The organism is Microvirga sp. Mcv34 (genome assembly GCF_024519725.1).
GTDB lineage: Bacteria > Pseudomonadota > Alphaproteobacteria > Rhizobiales > Beijerinckiaceae > Microvirga.
This window is the reverse complement of record NZ_JALJRK010000010.1, coordinates 13,981-29,734: the sequence shown is the minus strand read 5'-3', so window position 1 is coordinate 29,734 and position 15,754 is coordinate 13,981. Positions and strand designations below refer to the sequence as shown.

At 65.9% G+C, this 15,754-nt stretch carries 12 protein-coding genes and 1 pseudogene; 2 read left to right on the top strand and 11 right to left on the bottom strand.

Features of this window, described 5'->3' with window-relative positions:
* Positions 1-615: 615 nt before the first annotated feature.
* The 11 genes and pseudogenes from OC446_RS08175 to hutI form a co-directional block, all read right to left on the bottom strand.
* Positions 616-2,324 (bottom strand): annotated as a pseudogene (locus OC446_RS08175) (flotillin family protein).
* Positions 2,325-2,347: 23 nt separating this feature from the next.
* The gene (locus OC446_RS08170; protein WP_262028549.1) at positions 2,348-3,004 is read right to left on the bottom strand and encodes a YqiJ family protein; all 657 of its coding nucleotides are present in this window, start codon (positions 3,002-3,004) and stop codon (positions 2,348-2,350) included.
* Positions 3,005-3,016: 12 nt separating this feature from the next.
* Positions 3,017-4,174, bottom strand: coding sequence for a PspA/IM30 family protein (locus OC446_RS08165; protein WP_262028548.1), 1,158 nt, complete (start codon positions 4,172-4,174; stop codon positions 3,017-3,019).
* Positions 4,175-4,438: 264 nt separating this feature from the next.
* The gene (locus OC446_RS08160) at positions 4,439-5,230 is read right to left on the bottom strand and encodes an ABC transporter ATP-binding protein (protein WP_262028547.1); all 792 of its coding nucleotides are present in this window, start codon (positions 5,228-5,230) and stop codon (positions 4,439-4,441) included.
* A complete protein-coding gene (locus OC446_RS08155) occupies positions 5,227-6,003 on the bottom strand; it encodes an ABC transporter permease (protein ID WP_262028546.1) in 777 nt (258 codons plus the stop codon). The genes OC446_RS08160 and OC446_RS08155 overlap by 4 nt, the downstream gene beginning before the upstream one ends.
* Positions 6,004-6,100: 97 nt before the next feature.
* Positions 6,101-7,042, bottom strand: a complete 942-nt coding sequence (locus tag OC446_RS08150; RefSeq protein ID WP_262028545.1) for an ABC transporter substrate-binding protein — start codon at positions 7,040-7,042, stop codon at positions 6,101-6,103.
* Positions 7,043-7,497: 455 nt separating this feature from the next.
* Complete coding sequence (locus tag OC446_RS08145) at positions 7,498-8,076, bottom strand: HutD family protein (RefSeq protein WP_262028544.1); 579 nt, start codon at positions 8,074-8,076, stop codon at positions 7,498-7,500.
* Positions 8,076-9,740 (bottom strand): urocanate hydratase, encoded by a 1,665-nt coding sequence (gene hutU / locus OC446_RS08140; RefSeq protein WP_262028543.1) that lies wholly within the window; start codon positions 9,738-9,740, stop codon positions 8,076-8,078. Before hutU ends, OC446_RS08145 begins: the two co-directional genes overlap by 1 nt.
* A gap of 16 nt (positions 9,741-9,756) precedes the next feature.
* Positions 9,757-10,587: an N-formylglutamate deformylase gene (gene hutG / locus OC446_RS08135; protein WP_262028542.1), complete on the bottom strand. Its 831-nt coding sequence runs from the start codon at positions 10,585-10,587 to the stop codon at positions 9,757-9,759.
* Positions 10,584-12,134 carry a histidine ammonia-lyase gene (gene hutH / locus OC446_RS08130; RefSeq protein ID WP_262028541.1) on the bottom strand — a complete coding sequence of 517 codons (1,551 nt, stop codon included), beginning with the start codon at positions 12,132-12,134 and terminating at the stop codon, positions 10,584-10,586. The genes hutG and hutH overlap by 4 nt, the downstream gene beginning before the upstream one ends.
* Entirely contained in the window at positions 12,131-13,333 is a 1,203-nt protein-coding gene (hutI, locus tag OC446_RS08125; protein ID WP_262028540.1) for an imidazolonepropionase, read from the bottom strand. The genes hutH and hutI overlap by 4 nt, the downstream gene beginning before the upstream one ends.
* A gap of 151 nt (positions 13,334-13,484) precedes the next feature.
* Between hutI and OC446_RS08120 the strand changes: the two genes are divergently transcribed.
* Both OC446_RS08120 and hutC read left to right on the top strand, forming a co-directional pair.
* Positions 13,485-14,843: a formimidoylglutamate deiminase gene (locus OC446_RS08120; RefSeq protein WP_262028539.1), complete on the top strand. Its 1,359-nt coding sequence runs from the start codon at positions 13,485-13,487 to the stop codon at positions 14,841-14,843.
* Between the two features lie 15 nt (positions 14,844-14,858).
* Positions 14,859-15,563, top strand: coding sequence for a histidine utilization repressor (gene hutC / locus OC446_RS08115; protein ID WP_262028538.1), 705 nt, complete (start codon positions 14,859-14,861; stop codon positions 15,561-15,563).
* The last annotated feature ends 191 nt before the right edge of the window (positions 15,564-15,754 follow it).

Here is a 15,754-nt window from a genome sequence, read left to right as displayed (position 1 = left end):
TCTACACGATGTGGAGGGCCTTCGGGCCCCTGAGGACCCGGCGGTCCATCGCGTCCTGGCTCCCCTTGCGGGCCGGCAGGTCCGGGCTGCGCTGGGGCAACAGCCGCTTCCTGCTGGGCCGCGCCCGATGCTTCCGGACCGCGCTGGCCGCAGAACCCGACAACCGCCTGCCGCTCCTCGCTCTCCGCCTGAAGGTTCACGATGCAGGTGGCGGGATGATAGGGGAGCCTGAAGGTGAAGCGGCCGTTGGCATCCGCCTTCGTCTCGAAGCGCTCGTCCAGGAAGATCGACACTTGGCGCGGCTTGCTCAGCCGTCCGATGACACGCAACTCGCCGGCGGTGATCATGGCTTGATCGATGAGGATATCCGCCATGGCGGGCATGCCGCTGGCGATCAGGATGGTTCCGGCAAACAGGCGTGTGAGCATCGCGGCTTCCCACTTCGGAGAAGCAAAGCGTCGCCCGAACGGGACGGGAGCGTCAATTCACCCGGAAGAGTACCGCAAATACCACCTCGCTTGCGTGAAGCGAGCCTTTATATCCCCCACATCGACCACGATGATGCGAATGGGCCGTCGCCTGCGATGCGACGGCCCATGATGCGGTGTGTAAGGATCAGGACGGATCGTTCGATGACGTCGGCCGCTTGGGACCGGTCGCTACGTCTTCGACCTTGATGGGAGGTCTCTCGGTGACCGAGCCGAGGAGCGTGTCGAGGGCATTGCTTCCGCCTGTGAATCCGGCTTCCGCGAGAATGCTGTTCACGATGGGCCTGTTCGCCTGAAGCGACAGGAGCTGGCCGGCCAGCCCGTCTCCGAGCCCCAATCCGGCGCCGTCGCCATTGGCTTTGCCGTTGACCAAACCGCCCGTGTCAAAGATGCGGATGTCCTTGATCTTCTCGATGGGCTTCACCGCCTCCGCGAGAGCGGATGGGATGATGCGAATACGCTCGCGGGTGAGTTCGAACTCGATGAGGGCGGGCGACAGCTTGTTGCGGGCCTCCGTCATCGCCGCCTCCGCTTCGGCCTGGGCCGCGCCTTTCTCGCGGATGCCTTCGGCTTCGATTTTGGCGGCGTCGGCATTGGCCAGTGCGATCGTCTTGATGGCCTGAGCCCTGTTCTCCGCGGCATCCTTCTCGGCCTGCGCCGCAACGGTCACGTTCGTCGCCTCCGTTTCCGCCTCCTGCTGCGCGGCGATCACCGCGATACGCTTCTGACGCTCCGCGATCTCGACCTCTCGTGCCGTTGAGACCTTTTCGTCGGCTGCGACCGCGAGGGCTTCCGCCTCCTTGGCGGCCGCCTTGGCCTCGGATTCCTCGCGGCTCTTGTTGGCGACGGCGATGGAGCTCTCCTGCGCTACGATCTGCAGGTCTCGCTTGGCTTCCAGTTCGGACTGCTGAACGGCCCGGCTCGCCGCGATGTTGGCATTCTCCTTGACGCGCTTGGCTTCGGCCTCGCGCTCGGCGATCGCAAGCTCGGATGCGATCCTTGCTGTTTCCTCCGATTGCCGCGCCGCAGCTTCCTTTTCCGCCTGCTCGGCGCGGGTCTTCGACGTTGCATTGGCAATGTCGCGCTGCTGGGTGAGTTCCGCCTCCTTCGAGGCTCGGTCGATCTCGAGCTTGCGCTGAAGCGCCTCCCGGTCCTTCTCCGCGATGGCGACTTCCGTATCGCGGACCACCTCGTTGCGCTCCTTCTTGCGCTGTTCGGTGATTTTCGTGAGCGTCGCCAGGCCTTCCGCATCGAAGCTGTTGTTCGGATTAAAGTGCTTATGTCGGTCTGGTCGAGACGTGTCAGCGAAACGCTCTCCAGTTCGAGCCCGTTCGACGTGAGATCAGCCGCAACAGTTTCCTGCACCGCCTTGACGAATTCGGTGCGCTTCTCCTGCAGATCGTTCAGCGACATCGTGGCGGCCACCGACCGCAGTGCGTCGACGAACTTCGCCTCGATCAGCTGGCGCAACGCGTCGGCGTTGTTGGTGCGGTCGCCGAGGGTCTGGGCTGCAAGGGCGATCGAGTCGGCTTCCGGACGAACGCGCACATAGAACTCAGCCCCGATATCGACGCGCATCCGGTCCCTGGTGATGAGCGCGTCGCCCTCGCCGCGGCGAACCTCGAGCCGGAGCGTATTGAGATTGACCCATGCCATGGAGTGAAAGACAGGAAGAACGACGGAACCGCCGTCAAGGACGACCTTCTTCCCGCCGAGGCCTGTGCGGACATACGCCTGATCGCGTGTCGAGCGCTTGTAGAGAATGCCGATCACCACACCGATGCCGATGATGGCGACGAGGGCGAGGGCAACCGGAATTATGATGCCGTTGATCATGAGAGTTCTCCAGGAGATCAGCTTTAGCTGTTGGTCTTGAGTGTTTCGGGTGCGGGAATGACGACGAAGACCGGGCCGGTCCTGTCGACGAGAAGCACCTGGGCACCGACGGGAAGCGGCTGATATCCCGCGGCGGCTTTCGCCATGGGGAAGTGCCAGTTCCCATGGCTGTCCTGAACCTTGACGCGCCCGGCGAGCCCCTGGTCCAGTGGGCCCAATGTCACCTGCGCGACGCGCCCGACAAGATCGTCATGGGACACGGCGTAGGTTTCCTCGCGCGGTACGATGTGGGAGACGAGGCGGGTCGTGAAGTGCGTTGCAGGCGCGGCAAGAACGAACGCCATGAGGCTGGCGACCGGAACCGGCAGGGCCGTCAGGATGCTCGCGGCGAGGGTCTGTATCATGAAACCTGCGCCGGCGAAGGCCGCGAGCCACGTGATGATGAAGATCAGGAAAGGAACGCGCCCTGCATTGATCCAGCCCATTAGCCCGCCCAGAACTTCCGTGGTGCCGGCATCGGCGTGATGGCCGCTGAAGGATTCCGGGTCGAAGCTTTGCTCGATGAAGTGGCTGATCGAAAAACCGGCGATCAACGACAGGGTCTCGATCGCCACGAGGCCCGTCATGACGAGACCCGCGATCGTGAAGGGCTGGTAGCTGGTGGAGAACAGGGCGTCCATCGGGAGCTCCGGCTAGCTCTGGGTCTTGGTCTTGAAGGCGGCCAGACGCTCCTCGACGGTCCTGTCCCGATGCAGCCGCTCCAGCTCATTCATCTGCGCGGCATGGGGATGACCGCCCGATGAGGGAACGCCGGTCGCGCGCGAGATCGCTTCCAGGGACCGCAGGGCCTTGTCGGCTGGTGATGCCGTGCGCGGAGCGCCCAAATCCGGCGCCGTGGCCGTCTGTTCGCGGGCCATGGAGCGCTTCAGCTCCGCAAGCCGTGCCTCTCCCTCGCGACGGGCGGCGATGACGGCTTGGACAGCCCCTTGCGCCTCCAGGATCCGTTCGTTCACGTCGGCAATGGCGACTTGCAGGGCCGCGATCTGCGCTTCGATATCGATCTGCCGTTCGATTCCCGCCTTGGCGAGATCCTCGCGCTCCTGCCGGATGGCTGTTGCGATCTTGTCCGAGAGGGACAGAAACTCCACATCCAGTTCGCGGCTGCGGCTTTCCAGCCGATGCTGTTCGGCCGTATGCTTGCCGAGAGCGGCGCGGGCCTCCTCCGCCTCGCGATCGATCTCACGGATGGCCTGTTCGACGCGAGACACGGGGTCCCTCTGCTCTGCCTTGTCGACCGCCGAATGCGCGAGGCCCGCGACCAGGCGGCCGACACGAGATAGAATGCCTTCATAAGCCATTGATGTCTCCTGTGGTGGACGAAGAAATGGTTTGACCCCGACGACGATCTCGAAGCCTCCGTCGGTCGGGATGAGGCGGGCAGGGGCGGAACCGCGCCAGCCATCTAGGTAGCCGGCCACGTCGTAATGCACGGTGATCCGGCCTCCGACGGTGGAGAGCGTCAGGGTGATCGGGCCCTTGACGGCATAGAGCTTCTCGTCGAGGGGAATGCCGGGAAGTTCATCGCCCGAGCTTCGATGCGCCGCGAAATCGCGGATCCCGAGAAGCACCATCTGAGCCGGGAGCTGGGTTTCGGAGCGAATTCGCTCATAGGACAGCTTCTGCAGGCGCACGACGTCGGATCTGATGCCTTCCCGCGTGGCGACCTCTTTCAGGAGGGCCGTCATCACAGCGTATTGCGTCAGAGTTTCCGCTACGGCCGCCTGATCCGCCGGCCGGAGATGGAGCACGTAGCGGAGACTCGACGAAGGAGCTGAGGTCCTGGACTTCATGTAACAATGTCTAAGTGACTAACTTGGTCACTTCAAGCTAAAATAATGTTATAATGTTATTTAGACCCTGCAATTTGGTACTTTCTAGCTCCCAGGGGAGATCCTATGCCTTGAGCGGGAACCTGCTGGTTCGGACGTTCAGATGCGGCAGGAGTATCAAATCCAGAAGCACTGCCACGTTCAGGTTCGGTGCTCCGCTCTTCGGAAGCGACAGCCGTTTTCCGTCTCGCCGAGGAGTCTCTTGTCCGGTCGCCCGCGAACCTTTCAATGCACCCCTTCCGCTTGCATCGCCTCCACGCGGATCTCTTCGGTCAGCTGGGCCTTCAGGCTCGAGAACTCGGGCGTGGTCTTCATCCTGTAGTGGCGGGGATGCGGCAGGTCGACGGGGATGTCGGCTTTGATGCGGCCGGGGCGGGCCGACATGACGATGACGCGGGAGGCGAGGAAGATCGCTTCCTCGATGTCGTGCGTCACGAACAGAACGGTCTTGCGCTCGCGTTCCCAGATGCCCAGGAGCAGTTCCTGCATCAGGCCGCGGGTCTGGTTGTCGAGGGCGCCGAAGGGTTCGTCGAGGAGCAGGATGTCGGGATCGTTGGCGAGCGCCCGGGCGATGGCCGTGCGCTGCTGCATGCCGCCGGAGAGCTGCTTCGGATAATGGTTCTCGAAGCCGCGCAGGCCCACCTTCTCGGTATAGGACGCGACGATCTCCTGGCGCTCCGCTTTCGGCATGCCCTTCTCGCGCAGCCCGTAGGCGATGTTTTCGGCGATCGTGAGCCAGGGGAAGAGCGTGTAGGACTGGAACACCATGCCCCGGTCGGCGCCCGGGCCCTTGATCTCGCGGCCGTTGAGCATCACGCGCCCGCCGCTCGGGCGGTCCAGCCCCGCCACGATGCGCAGGAGCGTGGATTTCCCGCAGCCCGACGGCCCGAGGATCGTAATGAAATCGTTCTGCGCCACCTGCAGGTTCGTGGGTTCGAGCGCCCGCACGGGCGCGCCGCCGCGCACGCCTGGGAAGACGCGCGAGACGTTCTCGATCTGGAGGATCGTGCCGGTCATGCAAGCCTCCAGGGGAAGAGCGAACGGTTGAGAGCCTTGAACAGGAAGTCGGAGATGAGGCCGATGACGCCGATGACGATGATGCCGAAGATCATCTGGCCCGTCGCGAGAAGCGCCTGGCTGTCGATGATCATGTGGCCGATGCCCGACGAGGAGCCGATGAGCTCCGCGACGATCACGTAGGTCCAGGCCCAGCCGAGCACGAGGCGCAGGATCTCGGCGATCTCCGGCGCATTGGCCGGAATGAGCACGCGCTTGACCACGCCCCGGTCCTTCGAGCCGAGTGTATAGGCGGCCTCGACGAGATCGCGGCGCGTGTTGCCCACGGCCACCGCCACCATCAGGATGATCTGAAAGACCGAGCCGATGAAGATCACCAGGAGCTTCTGCATCTCGCCGATGCCCGCCCACAGGATGAGAAGCGGCACGAAGGCGGAGGCCGGCAGGTAGCGGGCGAAGGATACGAACGGCTCAAGGAAGGCCTCGCAGGACTTGTAGGCCCCCATCATGATGCCGAGAGGCACGGCCACGAGAGCGGCAAGGACGAACCCGCCGACCACGCGCCAGACCGTGACGCCGATATCGTTCAGGAACCCGAACCGCGTGAGCAGCAGCCAGCCGTCCTGAACCATGGTGATCGGGTCGGCGAGGAACGTGCGCGAGACGAAGCCGCCCAACGTCGCGAAGGCCCAGGCTGCGAAGAAGAGGACGAAGAAGGAGATGCCGAGCGTGACGCGCGTGCCCTGGCTGACGGGTTCAAGTGGACGAGGCATGGAGGATCTGTTCTTCCATCCGTGTGGTCTGTGCCGGATGGTGTTCTCGAGGAAAAGATGAGGCCATGGCCCGTACGGGCCATGGCCACGGGGTGCCTTACTGGATGAAGCTGGTATCTGCCAGCGCGTCCATGTCCGGCTTCTGCTTGATGATGCCGGTCTCGAGCAGCAGGTCGGCAGCTTCCGCCGAGAAGGTCTTGAACTCGTTCGCGAAGAACTTCTTGTTCGCTTCGCGGTCCTGCCAGCGCAAGAACTGAGCAGACTTGCCGAAGGCCTCGCCGGTCTGCTTCACGTCCGCACCCATAATGTCGTAGGCCTTCGCCTGATCCTTTGCGATCATGTCGAGGGCTTCGAAATAGCTGTCGGCGAAGGCCTTGGCGGCCTTCGGGTTGTCCGTGAGGAATTTCGGCGTGCAGCCGAAGGTGTCCATCACCATGGGATAATCGAGCGTGGTGGCGATGATCTTGCCGGCTTGCGGCGCGGCGCGCACGGACGAGAGATAGGGCTCATAGGTCATGGCCGCGTCGTTCTGCCCGGCAATGAAGGCCTGGGCGGCAGGGCCCGGCTCCATGTTGACGACGGTCACGTCCTTCACGGAGAGGCCGTTCTTCTTGAGCATCCAGGAGAGCGCGAAATAGGGCGACGTGCCGGGCGCGGAGGCCGCGACCTGCTTGCCCTTGATGTCCTTGATCGACGCGATGTCGTTCTTCACGACCATGCCGTCCGCGCCGTAGCTCTTGTCGAGCTGGAAGATCTGCTTGGTGGGAACCCCGTTGGCATTCCACACGATCCAGGTCTCGACCGTCGTGGCCGCGCATTGGATGTCGCCGGACTGGATGGCGAGATGACGGCTCGCCTGCGGGACCTTCTTGATCGTGACGTCGAGACCGTTCTTCTTGAAGATACCGGCCTCCTTCGCGAGCGTCAGGGGCGCGAAGCCCGTCCAGCCCGAGATGCCGATGGCCACCTTCGTCTCCTGCGCCGAGGCGGAACCCGCCGCCAGCGCCAACACGGCCAAACCACCCAATACCGCCTTCATTGCTGCCTCCGTCCTGTCCAATTCCCTGGCTCGTTCCGCCGGCCGTTTTCCTGGAAGTTCTTGCTTCTCCGCCGGCGCTCCTGTGCGAGCGGGCGAATGGCACCATGACGGAGCGTCAATGTCAAATGTATAGACATTTTGACCTGCCGTTGTTTTGGGCATTTCGCGTTAAAAGTTGCGCTCCTTAGCGTCCGGCCGGGAACAGTGCTTTCCTTGAGCCCTCATCTGGAGTCTGGCTCATAAAGCGGTGCGCCTTTCCCTCCCCCTTGTGAGGAGGGGGGCTGCGAAGCAGCCGGGGTGGGGGCGCCAGCCTCTCCAGGTGTGGCGCCGGCACCCCCACCTCCACCCCATCGCAAGTCGGGTGTTCCCGACTTGCGCCGGAGCAAGACAGGTCTCGGGCAAGCCCGAGGCCTGTGGGGGAGGAGAGCTCCCACATCGCTCTATGAGCCAGACTTTCAGGGGTGATCAGGCGCGATCTCAATGAGGATCGCACGGCCGGTGCCGGACAAAAGGATCAACTCCTGCGTGGCATCCAGCATCAGCGTGTCGAGCGCTTCGAGCGAATGGATCGTCGAATCGAGCGTCACGTCGAAGGGGCCGTCGAGCGGGACGAGGAACGCGACGTCGGTCTCCTCCGCCAGCAGAGCCACGCCGGATTCGACGAAGCGCGTCCGGTGCCGGAACTGCCCGCGCCGGGTCATCACGTTGAGATCGCGGATCGGCCCGGAGAGAAGGCGCCCTGTGGTGATGTCGTCGCCCGAGAAGGAGAGCTTGGGAGACGCGCGGTCCAAGGGATAGGCGATGCCTTCCACATCGAGCTCGATGCCGTCGCCCTCGACCACGATCAGCGTGCGGTCGATCCCCGGGAAGAGGGAGAACGGACCGTCCGAGGCTACGTCGGCCATGCTGATGCGCCAGCCGAAGGTCTCGAAGGTCGAGCCCTCCGGAAAGGCGGCGACCTCCGCGGTGGTGCCGCCGCCGTTCTTCCAGGGAACCCGGACGAGATCGTCGTTCCGGATGACGCGCGAGCGCATCAGCGCAGGCTCGGCAGGTTGAGGCCGTGCTCGCGGGCACAGTCGATGGCGATGTCGTAGCCCGCATCCGCGTGGCGCATCACGCCGGTCGCCGGATCGTTCCAGAGCACGCGCTCGATGCGCCGGGCGGCTTCCGGCGTGCCGTCGCAGACGATCACCATGCCGGAATGCTGCGAGAAGCCCATGCCGACGCCGCCGCCATGGTGCAGCGACACCCACGTGGCGCCGGACGCGCAATTGAGCAGGGCGTTGAGGAGCGGCCAGTCGGACACCGCGTCCGAGCCGTCCTTCATGGCCTCCGTCTCACGGTTGGGGCTCGCGACCGATCCGGAATCGAGATGGTCGCGACCGATCACGATGGGGGCCTTCAGCTCGCCCTTGGCGACCATCTCGTTGAAGGCGAGTCCCAGGCGGTTGCGGTCGCCTAGGCCGACCCAGCAGATGCGCGCGGGCAGGCCCTGAAACTTGATGCGCTCCTTCGCCATGTCGAGCCAGTTGTGCAGGTGCTTGTTGTCCGGCAGCAGCTCCTTCACCTTGGCGTCGGTCCTGTAGATGTCCTCCGGGTCGCCCGAGAGCGCGGCCCAGCGGAACGGTCCGATGCCGCGGCAGAAGAGCGGGCGGATATAGGCCGGCACGAATCCCGGGAAGTCGAAGGCGTTGTCGACGCCTTCCTCTTTCGCCATCTGTCGGATGTTGTTGCCGTAATCCAGAGTCGGAACGCCCGCCTTGTAGAAGTCCAGCATGGCGCGCACATGCTCGGCCATGGAGTGCTTGGCGGCATGCTCCACGGCCTTGGGATCGCTCTCGCGCTTGGCTTCCCATTCGGCCAGGGTCCAGCCCTTCGGCAGGTAGCCGTTGATCGGGTCATGCGCCGAGGTCTGGTCCGTCACCGCGTCGGGACGGATGCCGCGCCGGTAGATCTCCGGGAAGATCTCGGCGGCATTGCCGAGAAGGCCGACGGAGACCGGCTTCCTGTCGCGGCAGGACTGCTCGATGAGGCTCAGCGCTTCGTCGAGGGTGTCTGCGCGGCGGTCGAGATAGCCGGTGCGCAGGCGCATCTCGATGCGGCTCGGCTGGCATTCGACGGCGAGGCAGGAGGCGCCCGCCATGGTGGCGGCGAGCGGCTGCGCGCCGCCCATGCCGCCGAGTCCGCCGGTGAGGATCCAGCGGCCGGAGAGATCGCCGTTGTAGTGCTGGCGGCCCACCTCCACGAAGGTCTCGTAGGTGCCCTGCACGATGCCCTGCGTGCCGATATAGATCCAGGAGCCGGCCGTCATCTGGCCGTACATCATGAGCCCCTTGCGATCGAGCTCATGGAACTTGTCCCAGGTGGCCCAGTGCGGCACGAGATTGGAATTGGCGATCAGAACGCGCGGGGCATCCGCATGGGTGCGGAACACGCCGACCGGCTTGCCCGATTGCACGAGGAGCGTCTCGTCGGCTTCGAGGTTCTTGAGCGCGGCGACGATGCGGTCGAAGCTGTCCCAGTCGCGCGCGGCGCGGCCGATGCCGCCATAGACGACGAGCTCGCCCGGCCTCTCGGCGACATCGGGATCGAGGTTGTTCATCAGCATGCGCAGGGGCGCCTCGGTCAGCCAGCTCTTGGCCGACAGGTCGGTGCCGTGGGCGGCGCGGATCACGCGGGCGTTGTCGATGCGGGTCATGGGACGGATCCTCGGATCAGGCTTTGGGTTGGGCGAAGGTGAGGCAGGTCTGCAGAATGCGGGTGAGCGTCGCGCGCATGGGCGCGGCATAGTTCGCGTCGTAGGCGCTCGGCCATTCGCCCTCGGAGACGGAGCCGAGCGGCTCGCGCATGTAGCCGCGGCAGGCGAGCTCCATCTGGACGGCGTGAACGCCCTCGGCGGGCCGACCGAGGCTGCGCGTGATGTAGCCGCCCTTGAAGCGGCCGTTCACCACGTGGCTCAAGCCGCTCTCCGCGCAGATGCTCTCGATGTCAGCGCTCAAGGACGGCGCGCAGGAGGCGCCGATGTTGGTGCCGATGTTGAAATGGGGCAGGGCGCCGTCGAACAGGCGCGGGATCACCGAGCGGATCGAGTGGCAGTCGTAGACGACGACGCTGTCGTGCCGCGCCCGCAGGCGCTCGATCTCGGCGCGAAGGGCGGCATGGTAGGGATCGAAGAAGCGGGCGCGGCGCTCGGCGATCTCGTCGGCCGTCGGCTCGGCGCCCGGCTCGTAGAGCGGCTCGCCGTCGAAGGTCGTCGTCGGGCACAGTTCCGTGGTCGCCTGTCCCGGATAGAGCGAGACGCCGGACGGGTCGCGATTCACGTCGATCACCGTGCGCGAGATCGCGGTGCGGATCACGGTGGCGCCGAGGCCGGCGGCGAAGTCGTAGAGCCGCTCGATCCACCAATCCGCATCCTTGCGCGCGAGCCAGGGCGAGACGAGGCCTCGTGCGTAGGCGTCCGGGATGTCCGTGCCCGTATGCGGCAGGCTCACCACGAGCGGCGCGTCGCCACGGGTGACGGTGAGCCAGTCGGGATGCGCGCTCATGCCAGAACCTCGTTCGTCACGACCGGCAGAACATCGGTACCGGCGGCATCCGCGAGGGCGCCGGACGCGACGAGGGCCGTGGCCCGCTCCATGTCGGGCGCCATATGGCGGTCGTCGTCGAGATGCGGAACGCTCATACGCAGCAGAGCGCGGGCGCGCTCCAGGCGCTCGCTCGATTTCATGGGCGCGTGGAAGTCGCAGCCCTGAACCGCGGCCAGCAACTCGATGCCGATCACGTTGGCGGCGTTCGCCGCCATGGGAAGGAGACGTCGCGCGCCATGGGTCGCCATGGACACGTGGTCTTCCTGGTTGGCCGAGGTCGGAATTGAATCGACGCTTGCCGGATAGGCGCGCTGCTTGTTCTCGGACACGAGGGCGGCGGCCGTGACCTGCGGGATCATGAAACCGGAATTCAGCCCGGGCTTCGGCGTGAGGAAGGCGGGCAGGCCGGACAGGGCCGGGTCGACCAGCATGGCGATGCGCCGCTCGGCGAGCGAGCCGATCTCGCACAAGGCCATGGCGATCATGTCGGCCGCGAAGGCCACTGGCTCTGCGTGGAAGTTGCCGCCGGAAATGACCTCTCCGGTCTCCGAGAAGACGAGCGGGTTGTCGGATACGCCGTTCGCTTCCGTGCCGAGCGTCTCGCCCGCCTGGCGCAGCAGGTCGAGGACGGCGCCCATCACCTGCGGCTGGCAGCGCAGGCAATAGGGGTCCTGCACGCGGTCGTCGTTGGTGAGGTGCGAGGCGCGGATGGCGCTGCCCTGCATCAGGGCGCGCAGGGTGGCGGCCACCTCGATCTGACCGCGATGGCGCCGCAGCTTCTGGATGCGCTCGTCGAAGGGGCCGTCCGATCCCTTGGCGGCGTCGGTGGCGAGCGCTCCCGTGACGAGCGCCGCCTGGAACACGCGCTCCGCTTCGAACAATCCCGCCAAGGCGAGTGCCGTCGAAACCTGGGTGCCGTTGAGAAGCGCGAGGCCTTCCTTCGGGCCGAGCGCGAGCGGCGCGAGGCCCGCCTGCGCGAGCGCCGCTTCCGCCGGCACGCGGCGGCCGTCGACGAAGAACTCGCCGACTCCCATGAGGGCCGCCGTCATGTGGGCGAGCGGCGCGAGATCGCCCGAGGCGCCAACCGATCCCTGGCCCGGAATGACGGGCACAAGGTTCGCCTTCAGGCAGGCCGTCAGGTGCTCGATGGTGGACCAGCGCACGCCCGACGCCCCTTGGGCGAGGCTCGCGAGCTTGAGCGCCATGACGAGTCTCACCACCGCCACCGGCAGCGGTTCGCCGACGCCGGCCGCGTGCGAGAGCACGATGTTGCGCTGGAGCGTCGCCAGATCGCCGGCGCCGATGCGCACGCTCGCCAGTTTGCCGAAGCCGGTATTGATGCCGTAGACCGGCTCGCCCTTGGCCACGATGGCCTCGATGGTCCTGGCCCCCGCCTCGATGGCGGAGCGGCAATCCTGATCGAGCGCGACCGGCGCTCCGAAATAGACGCGCCGCCAATCGGCGAGGGCGACGGAGCCGGGATGAAGCGTTACGTCTTGGGTCACTGTCCCCTCCAGATGCGGGCGTGAAGCGGGTTGAAGCCGATGCGGTAGACGAGCTCCGCCGGGCGCTCGATGTTCCAGATCGCGAGATCGCACGACTTGCCGATGGCGAGCGTGCCGATCTCGTCGAGGCGGCCAAGTGCACGCGCGGCCTCGCGGGTGACGCCCGCAATGCATTCCTCGACAGTCATGCGGAACAGGGTCGCGCCCATGTTCATGGTGAGCAGGAGCGAGGTGAGCGGCGAGGTGCCGGGATTGCAGTCGGTCGCAAGCGCCATGCGGGTGCCGAACTTTCGGAAGGCAGCAACCGGCGGCAGCTTCGTCTCGCGCAGCATGTAGAAGGCGCCCGGCAGGAGCACGGCGACCGTGCCGGCTTTGGCCATCGCGGCGGCGCCTTCCTCGTCCGTGTATTCCAGATGGTCGGCTGACAGTGCGCCATGTTCGGCTGCGAGCCTTGCACCGTGCAGGTTGGAGAGCTGGTCGGCGTGGAGTTTGACCCTCAGGCCATGCGCCTTGGCGGCGTCGAACACGCGGGCGGTCTGCTCGGGCGAGAAGGCGATGCCCTCGCAGAAGGCATCGACCGCATCGGCCAGTCCTTCGCGGGCGAGAGCCGGCAGCATCTCGCGGCAGATCAGGTCGATGAAGGCGTCCTTGTCGCCGTTCGCCTCCGGCGGCAGGGCGTGAGCGCCCAGGAACGTGGTGACGATGGAGACGGGGCGTTCCCCGGCGAGGCGGCGCGCCGCCCTCAAGGACCGAGCCTCGGTCTCCAGATCGAGGCCGTAGCCCGACTTGATCTCGACAGTGGTGCAGCCCTCGGTGATCAGGTGGTCGAGGCGGGGCAGGGCGCTCGCCACGAGCGCGTCCTCGCTCGCCGCGCGCGTCGCCTTCACGGTGGACACGATGCCGCCGCCCGCCCGGGCGATCTCCTCGTAGCTGGCGCCATTCAGGCGCAGCTCGAATTCATGCGCCCGGTCGCCGCCGAAGATCAGATGAGTGTGGCAATCGACGAGCCCGGGGGTGATCCAGCGCCCTTGGCAGTCGATCCGCTCGGCCGCGTCCCAGCCGTTCGGGAGATCTGCTTCCGGTCCCACGAAGGCAATCCGGCCATCCATAGAGGCAACGGCTCCGCTCTCGACGATCCCGAGACCGTCTCCCTCGAGAGTCGCGAGGCGAGCATTGAACCAGACCCGATCGAAGCGCATGTTCCTGCTCCGGATAGGTTGCGATAATGTCTATACATAATCGCGAACAATCGATATTGTCTAGACGTATTCGACAGGTTTCGATGGTCCGGCGCCGGCATGGCTTTTTGGCGGCTGCGTCTCCGGGATGATGGACAGGGAAGGTATCAGCATGCGCAGGCTCATTCTCGATCGCGCCCTGCTGCCGGATGGCTGGGCGGACGATGTCGGGGTCGACATCGAGGGCGGGACGATCGCCGCCATCCATCCGAAGGCCGTCTCTGATGGGCGCGAGCGCATCGCCGGGATCGCGCTTCCCGGCCTGCCGAACCTGCACAGCCACACCTTCCAGCGCGGCATGGCAGGGCTCGCCGAAACCCGCGGGCCGGTCGGCGACAGCTTCTGGACTTGGCGGCAGGTGATGTACCGGTTCCTCGGCTCGCTGACGCCCGACGATGTGGAGGCCATCGCGGCCTTCGCCATGATGGAAATGCTGGAGGGCGGCTTCACGGCGCTGGCCGAGTTCCACTACCTGCACCACGATGCCGATGGCCGCGCCTATGGCGACATCGCGGAGCTCTCCGGCCGCATCGCGGCTGCCGCGCAGGAAACCGGCATGGGCCTGACGCTCCTGCCGGTCTTCTACGCGCAGGGCGGCTTCGGCGGCGCGGCGCCGACGGAAGGACAGAGACGCTTCGTCAACGATGTCGAGAGCTACATGCGTCTTCTCGACGGGGCGCGAAAAGCCGTGGCCGGTTTGGACGATGCCGTCGTCGGAATCGCGCCGCACAGCCTGCGGGCCGTCACGACCGAGAGCCTTCGTGACGTTGTCGAGCTGTCAGGCGAAGGGCCGGTGCACATCCATATCGCCGAGCAGGTGAAGGAGGTCGAGGATTGCCTGGCCTGGTCAGGCCAGCGTCCCGTCGCCTGGCTGCTCGATCACGCGCCCGTGGATCGTCGCTGGTGCCTGATCCATGCGACCCATCTCGATGCGCAGGAAGTCGAAGGTATCGCGGCCAGCCACGCGGTGGCGGGCCTCTGCCCGATCACCGAAGCCAATCTCGGCGACGGGATTTTCGAGGGGGTCGATTACCTCTCGCGCGGCGGCCGTTTCGGGGTCGGGTCCGATTCCAATATCGAGATTTCCGCGCCTGCGGAACTCAAGCAGTTCGAGTACAGCCAGCGCCTCAAGCATCGCGCCCGCAATGTCCTGGCGGAGCAGGAGGGCCAGTCGACCGGCCGCAGCCTCTACGACAAGGCGCTGGCCGGCGGCGCGCAGGCGCTCGGCCGCCGCGTCGGAGCCATCGCGGCCGGACATCGCGCCGATCTCGTGGTGCTCGATGCCGCGCACCCCGACCTCGCCGCCGTCTCGGGCGACCGCTGGATCGATTCTTACGTGTTCGTCGCGGGCAGGGCCGCCATCGATACGGTGTTCGTGGCGGGCGAAGCCGTGGTAAGGAAGGGCCGGCATGTCAAAGGCGAGGCGATCCGCGCCCGCTATTCACGCGCCGTGGCTCGCATTCTGTCCTGAGAAAATGTCGTCCGCATGAAACATCTGCATCAGCGCATCCGCGACGATATCGAGGCCAGGATCATGTCCGGCGAGTGGCCCCCGGGGCACCGCATTCCCTTCGAGCACGAGCTGATGACCGAGTACGGCTGCTCGCGCATGACCGTGAACAAGGTGCTCTCGACGCTCGCGGCCAACGGCCTCATCACGCGCCGCCGCCGCGCGGGAACGGTGGTGGCCGAGCCGAGCAACCAGCAGGCCGTGCTGCAGATCCAGGATTTCGCCCTCGAGGCAGCCCGAGCAGGCGTGGACTACCAGTTCAAGATCCTGCATCGCGCCATCGAGCCGATCGACGCGGCCGCCGCGCAAAGGATCGGTCTGCCGGTGGGCACGAAGATGCTCTGCCTCTCGACGCTTCACGTCATGGACGACGTGCCCCAGGCCTTCGAGCAGCGCCTGATCAACCTCGCTACGGTGCCGGAAGCCGGCGACGAGCCCTTCACGGACGTTCCGCCGGGCACATGGCTCCTGCGGCGCGTGCCGTGGACGGACGCGGAGCACATCGTGCGCGCCGTCAACGCGGATGCCACGATGGCGAAGCGGCTGCGGATCCAGTCGGGAGCGGCCTGTCTCGTCCTCGAACGACGGACCTGGCAGGCGGGTGCCTTCGTGACCGAAGCGCGCATTACCTATCCCGGCGACCGCCACCAGCTCGTGGGCCGCTTCTCGCCGGTCGCGTGAGGGGACTTGTCGCTTTCAGGTCAACGAGAGGGTCAGCTCCAACTGTCATTCCGGGGCGAGCGTGAGCGAGAACCCGGAACCCATAGCCACTAGCTTTGCCGGAAGAGTTGCAACGCTGCTCGCCATTCCTTTGGACGTAACGGTTATGGGTTCCGGGTTCCGCTTTGCGGCCCCGGAATGACGGTCGGGGG

What these genes read in the sequence shown, in the direction of transcription:
- OC446_RS08160 (WP_262028547.1), bottom strand. Translation starts at nt 5,230, where the DNA reads ATGACCGGCACGATCCTCCAGATCGAGAACGTCTCGCGCGTCTTCCCA.
- OC446_RS08165 (WP_262028548.1), bottom strand. Translation starts at nt 4,174, where the DNA reads ATGAAGTCCAGGACCTCAGCTCCTTCGTCGAGTCTCCGCTACGTGCTC.
- hutI (WP_262028540.1), bottom strand. Translation starts at nt 13,333, where the DNA reads ATGCGCTTCGATCGGGTCTGGTTCAATGCTCGCCTCGCGACTCTCGAG.
- hutC (WP_262028538.1), top strand. Translation starts at nt 14,859, where the DNA reads ATGAAACATCTGCATCAGCGCATCCGCGACGATATCGAGGCCAGGATC.
- OC446_RS08150 (WP_262028545.1), bottom strand. Translation starts at nt 7,042, where the DNA reads ATGAAGGCGGTATTGGGTGGTTTGGCCGTGTTGGCGCTGGCGGCGGGT.
- OC446_RS08120 (WP_262028539.1), top strand. Translation starts at nt 13,485, where the DNA reads ATGCGCAGGCTCATTCTCGATCGCGCCCTGCTGCCGGATGGCTGGGCG.
- hutG (WP_262028542.1), bottom strand. Translation starts at nt 10,587, where the DNA reads ATGAGCGCGCATCCCGACTGGCTCACCGTCACCCGTGGCGACGCGCCG.
- hutU (WP_262028543.1), bottom strand. Translation starts at nt 9,740, where the DNA reads ATGACCCGCATCGACAACGCCCGCGTGATCCGCGCCGCCCACGGCACC.
- OC446_RS08145 (WP_262028544.1), bottom strand. Translation starts at nt 8,076, where the DNA reads ATGCGCTCGCGCGTCATCCGGAACGACGATCTCGTCCGGGTTCCCTGG.
- OC446_RS08170 (WP_262028549.1), bottom strand. Translation starts at nt 3,004, where the DNA reads ATGGACGCCCTGTTCTCCACCAGCTACCAGCCCTTCACGATCGCGGGT.
- OC446_RS08155 (WP_262028546.1), bottom strand. Translation starts at nt 6,003, where the DNA reads ATGCCTCGTCCACTTGAACCCGTCAGCCAGGGCACGCGCGTCACGCTC.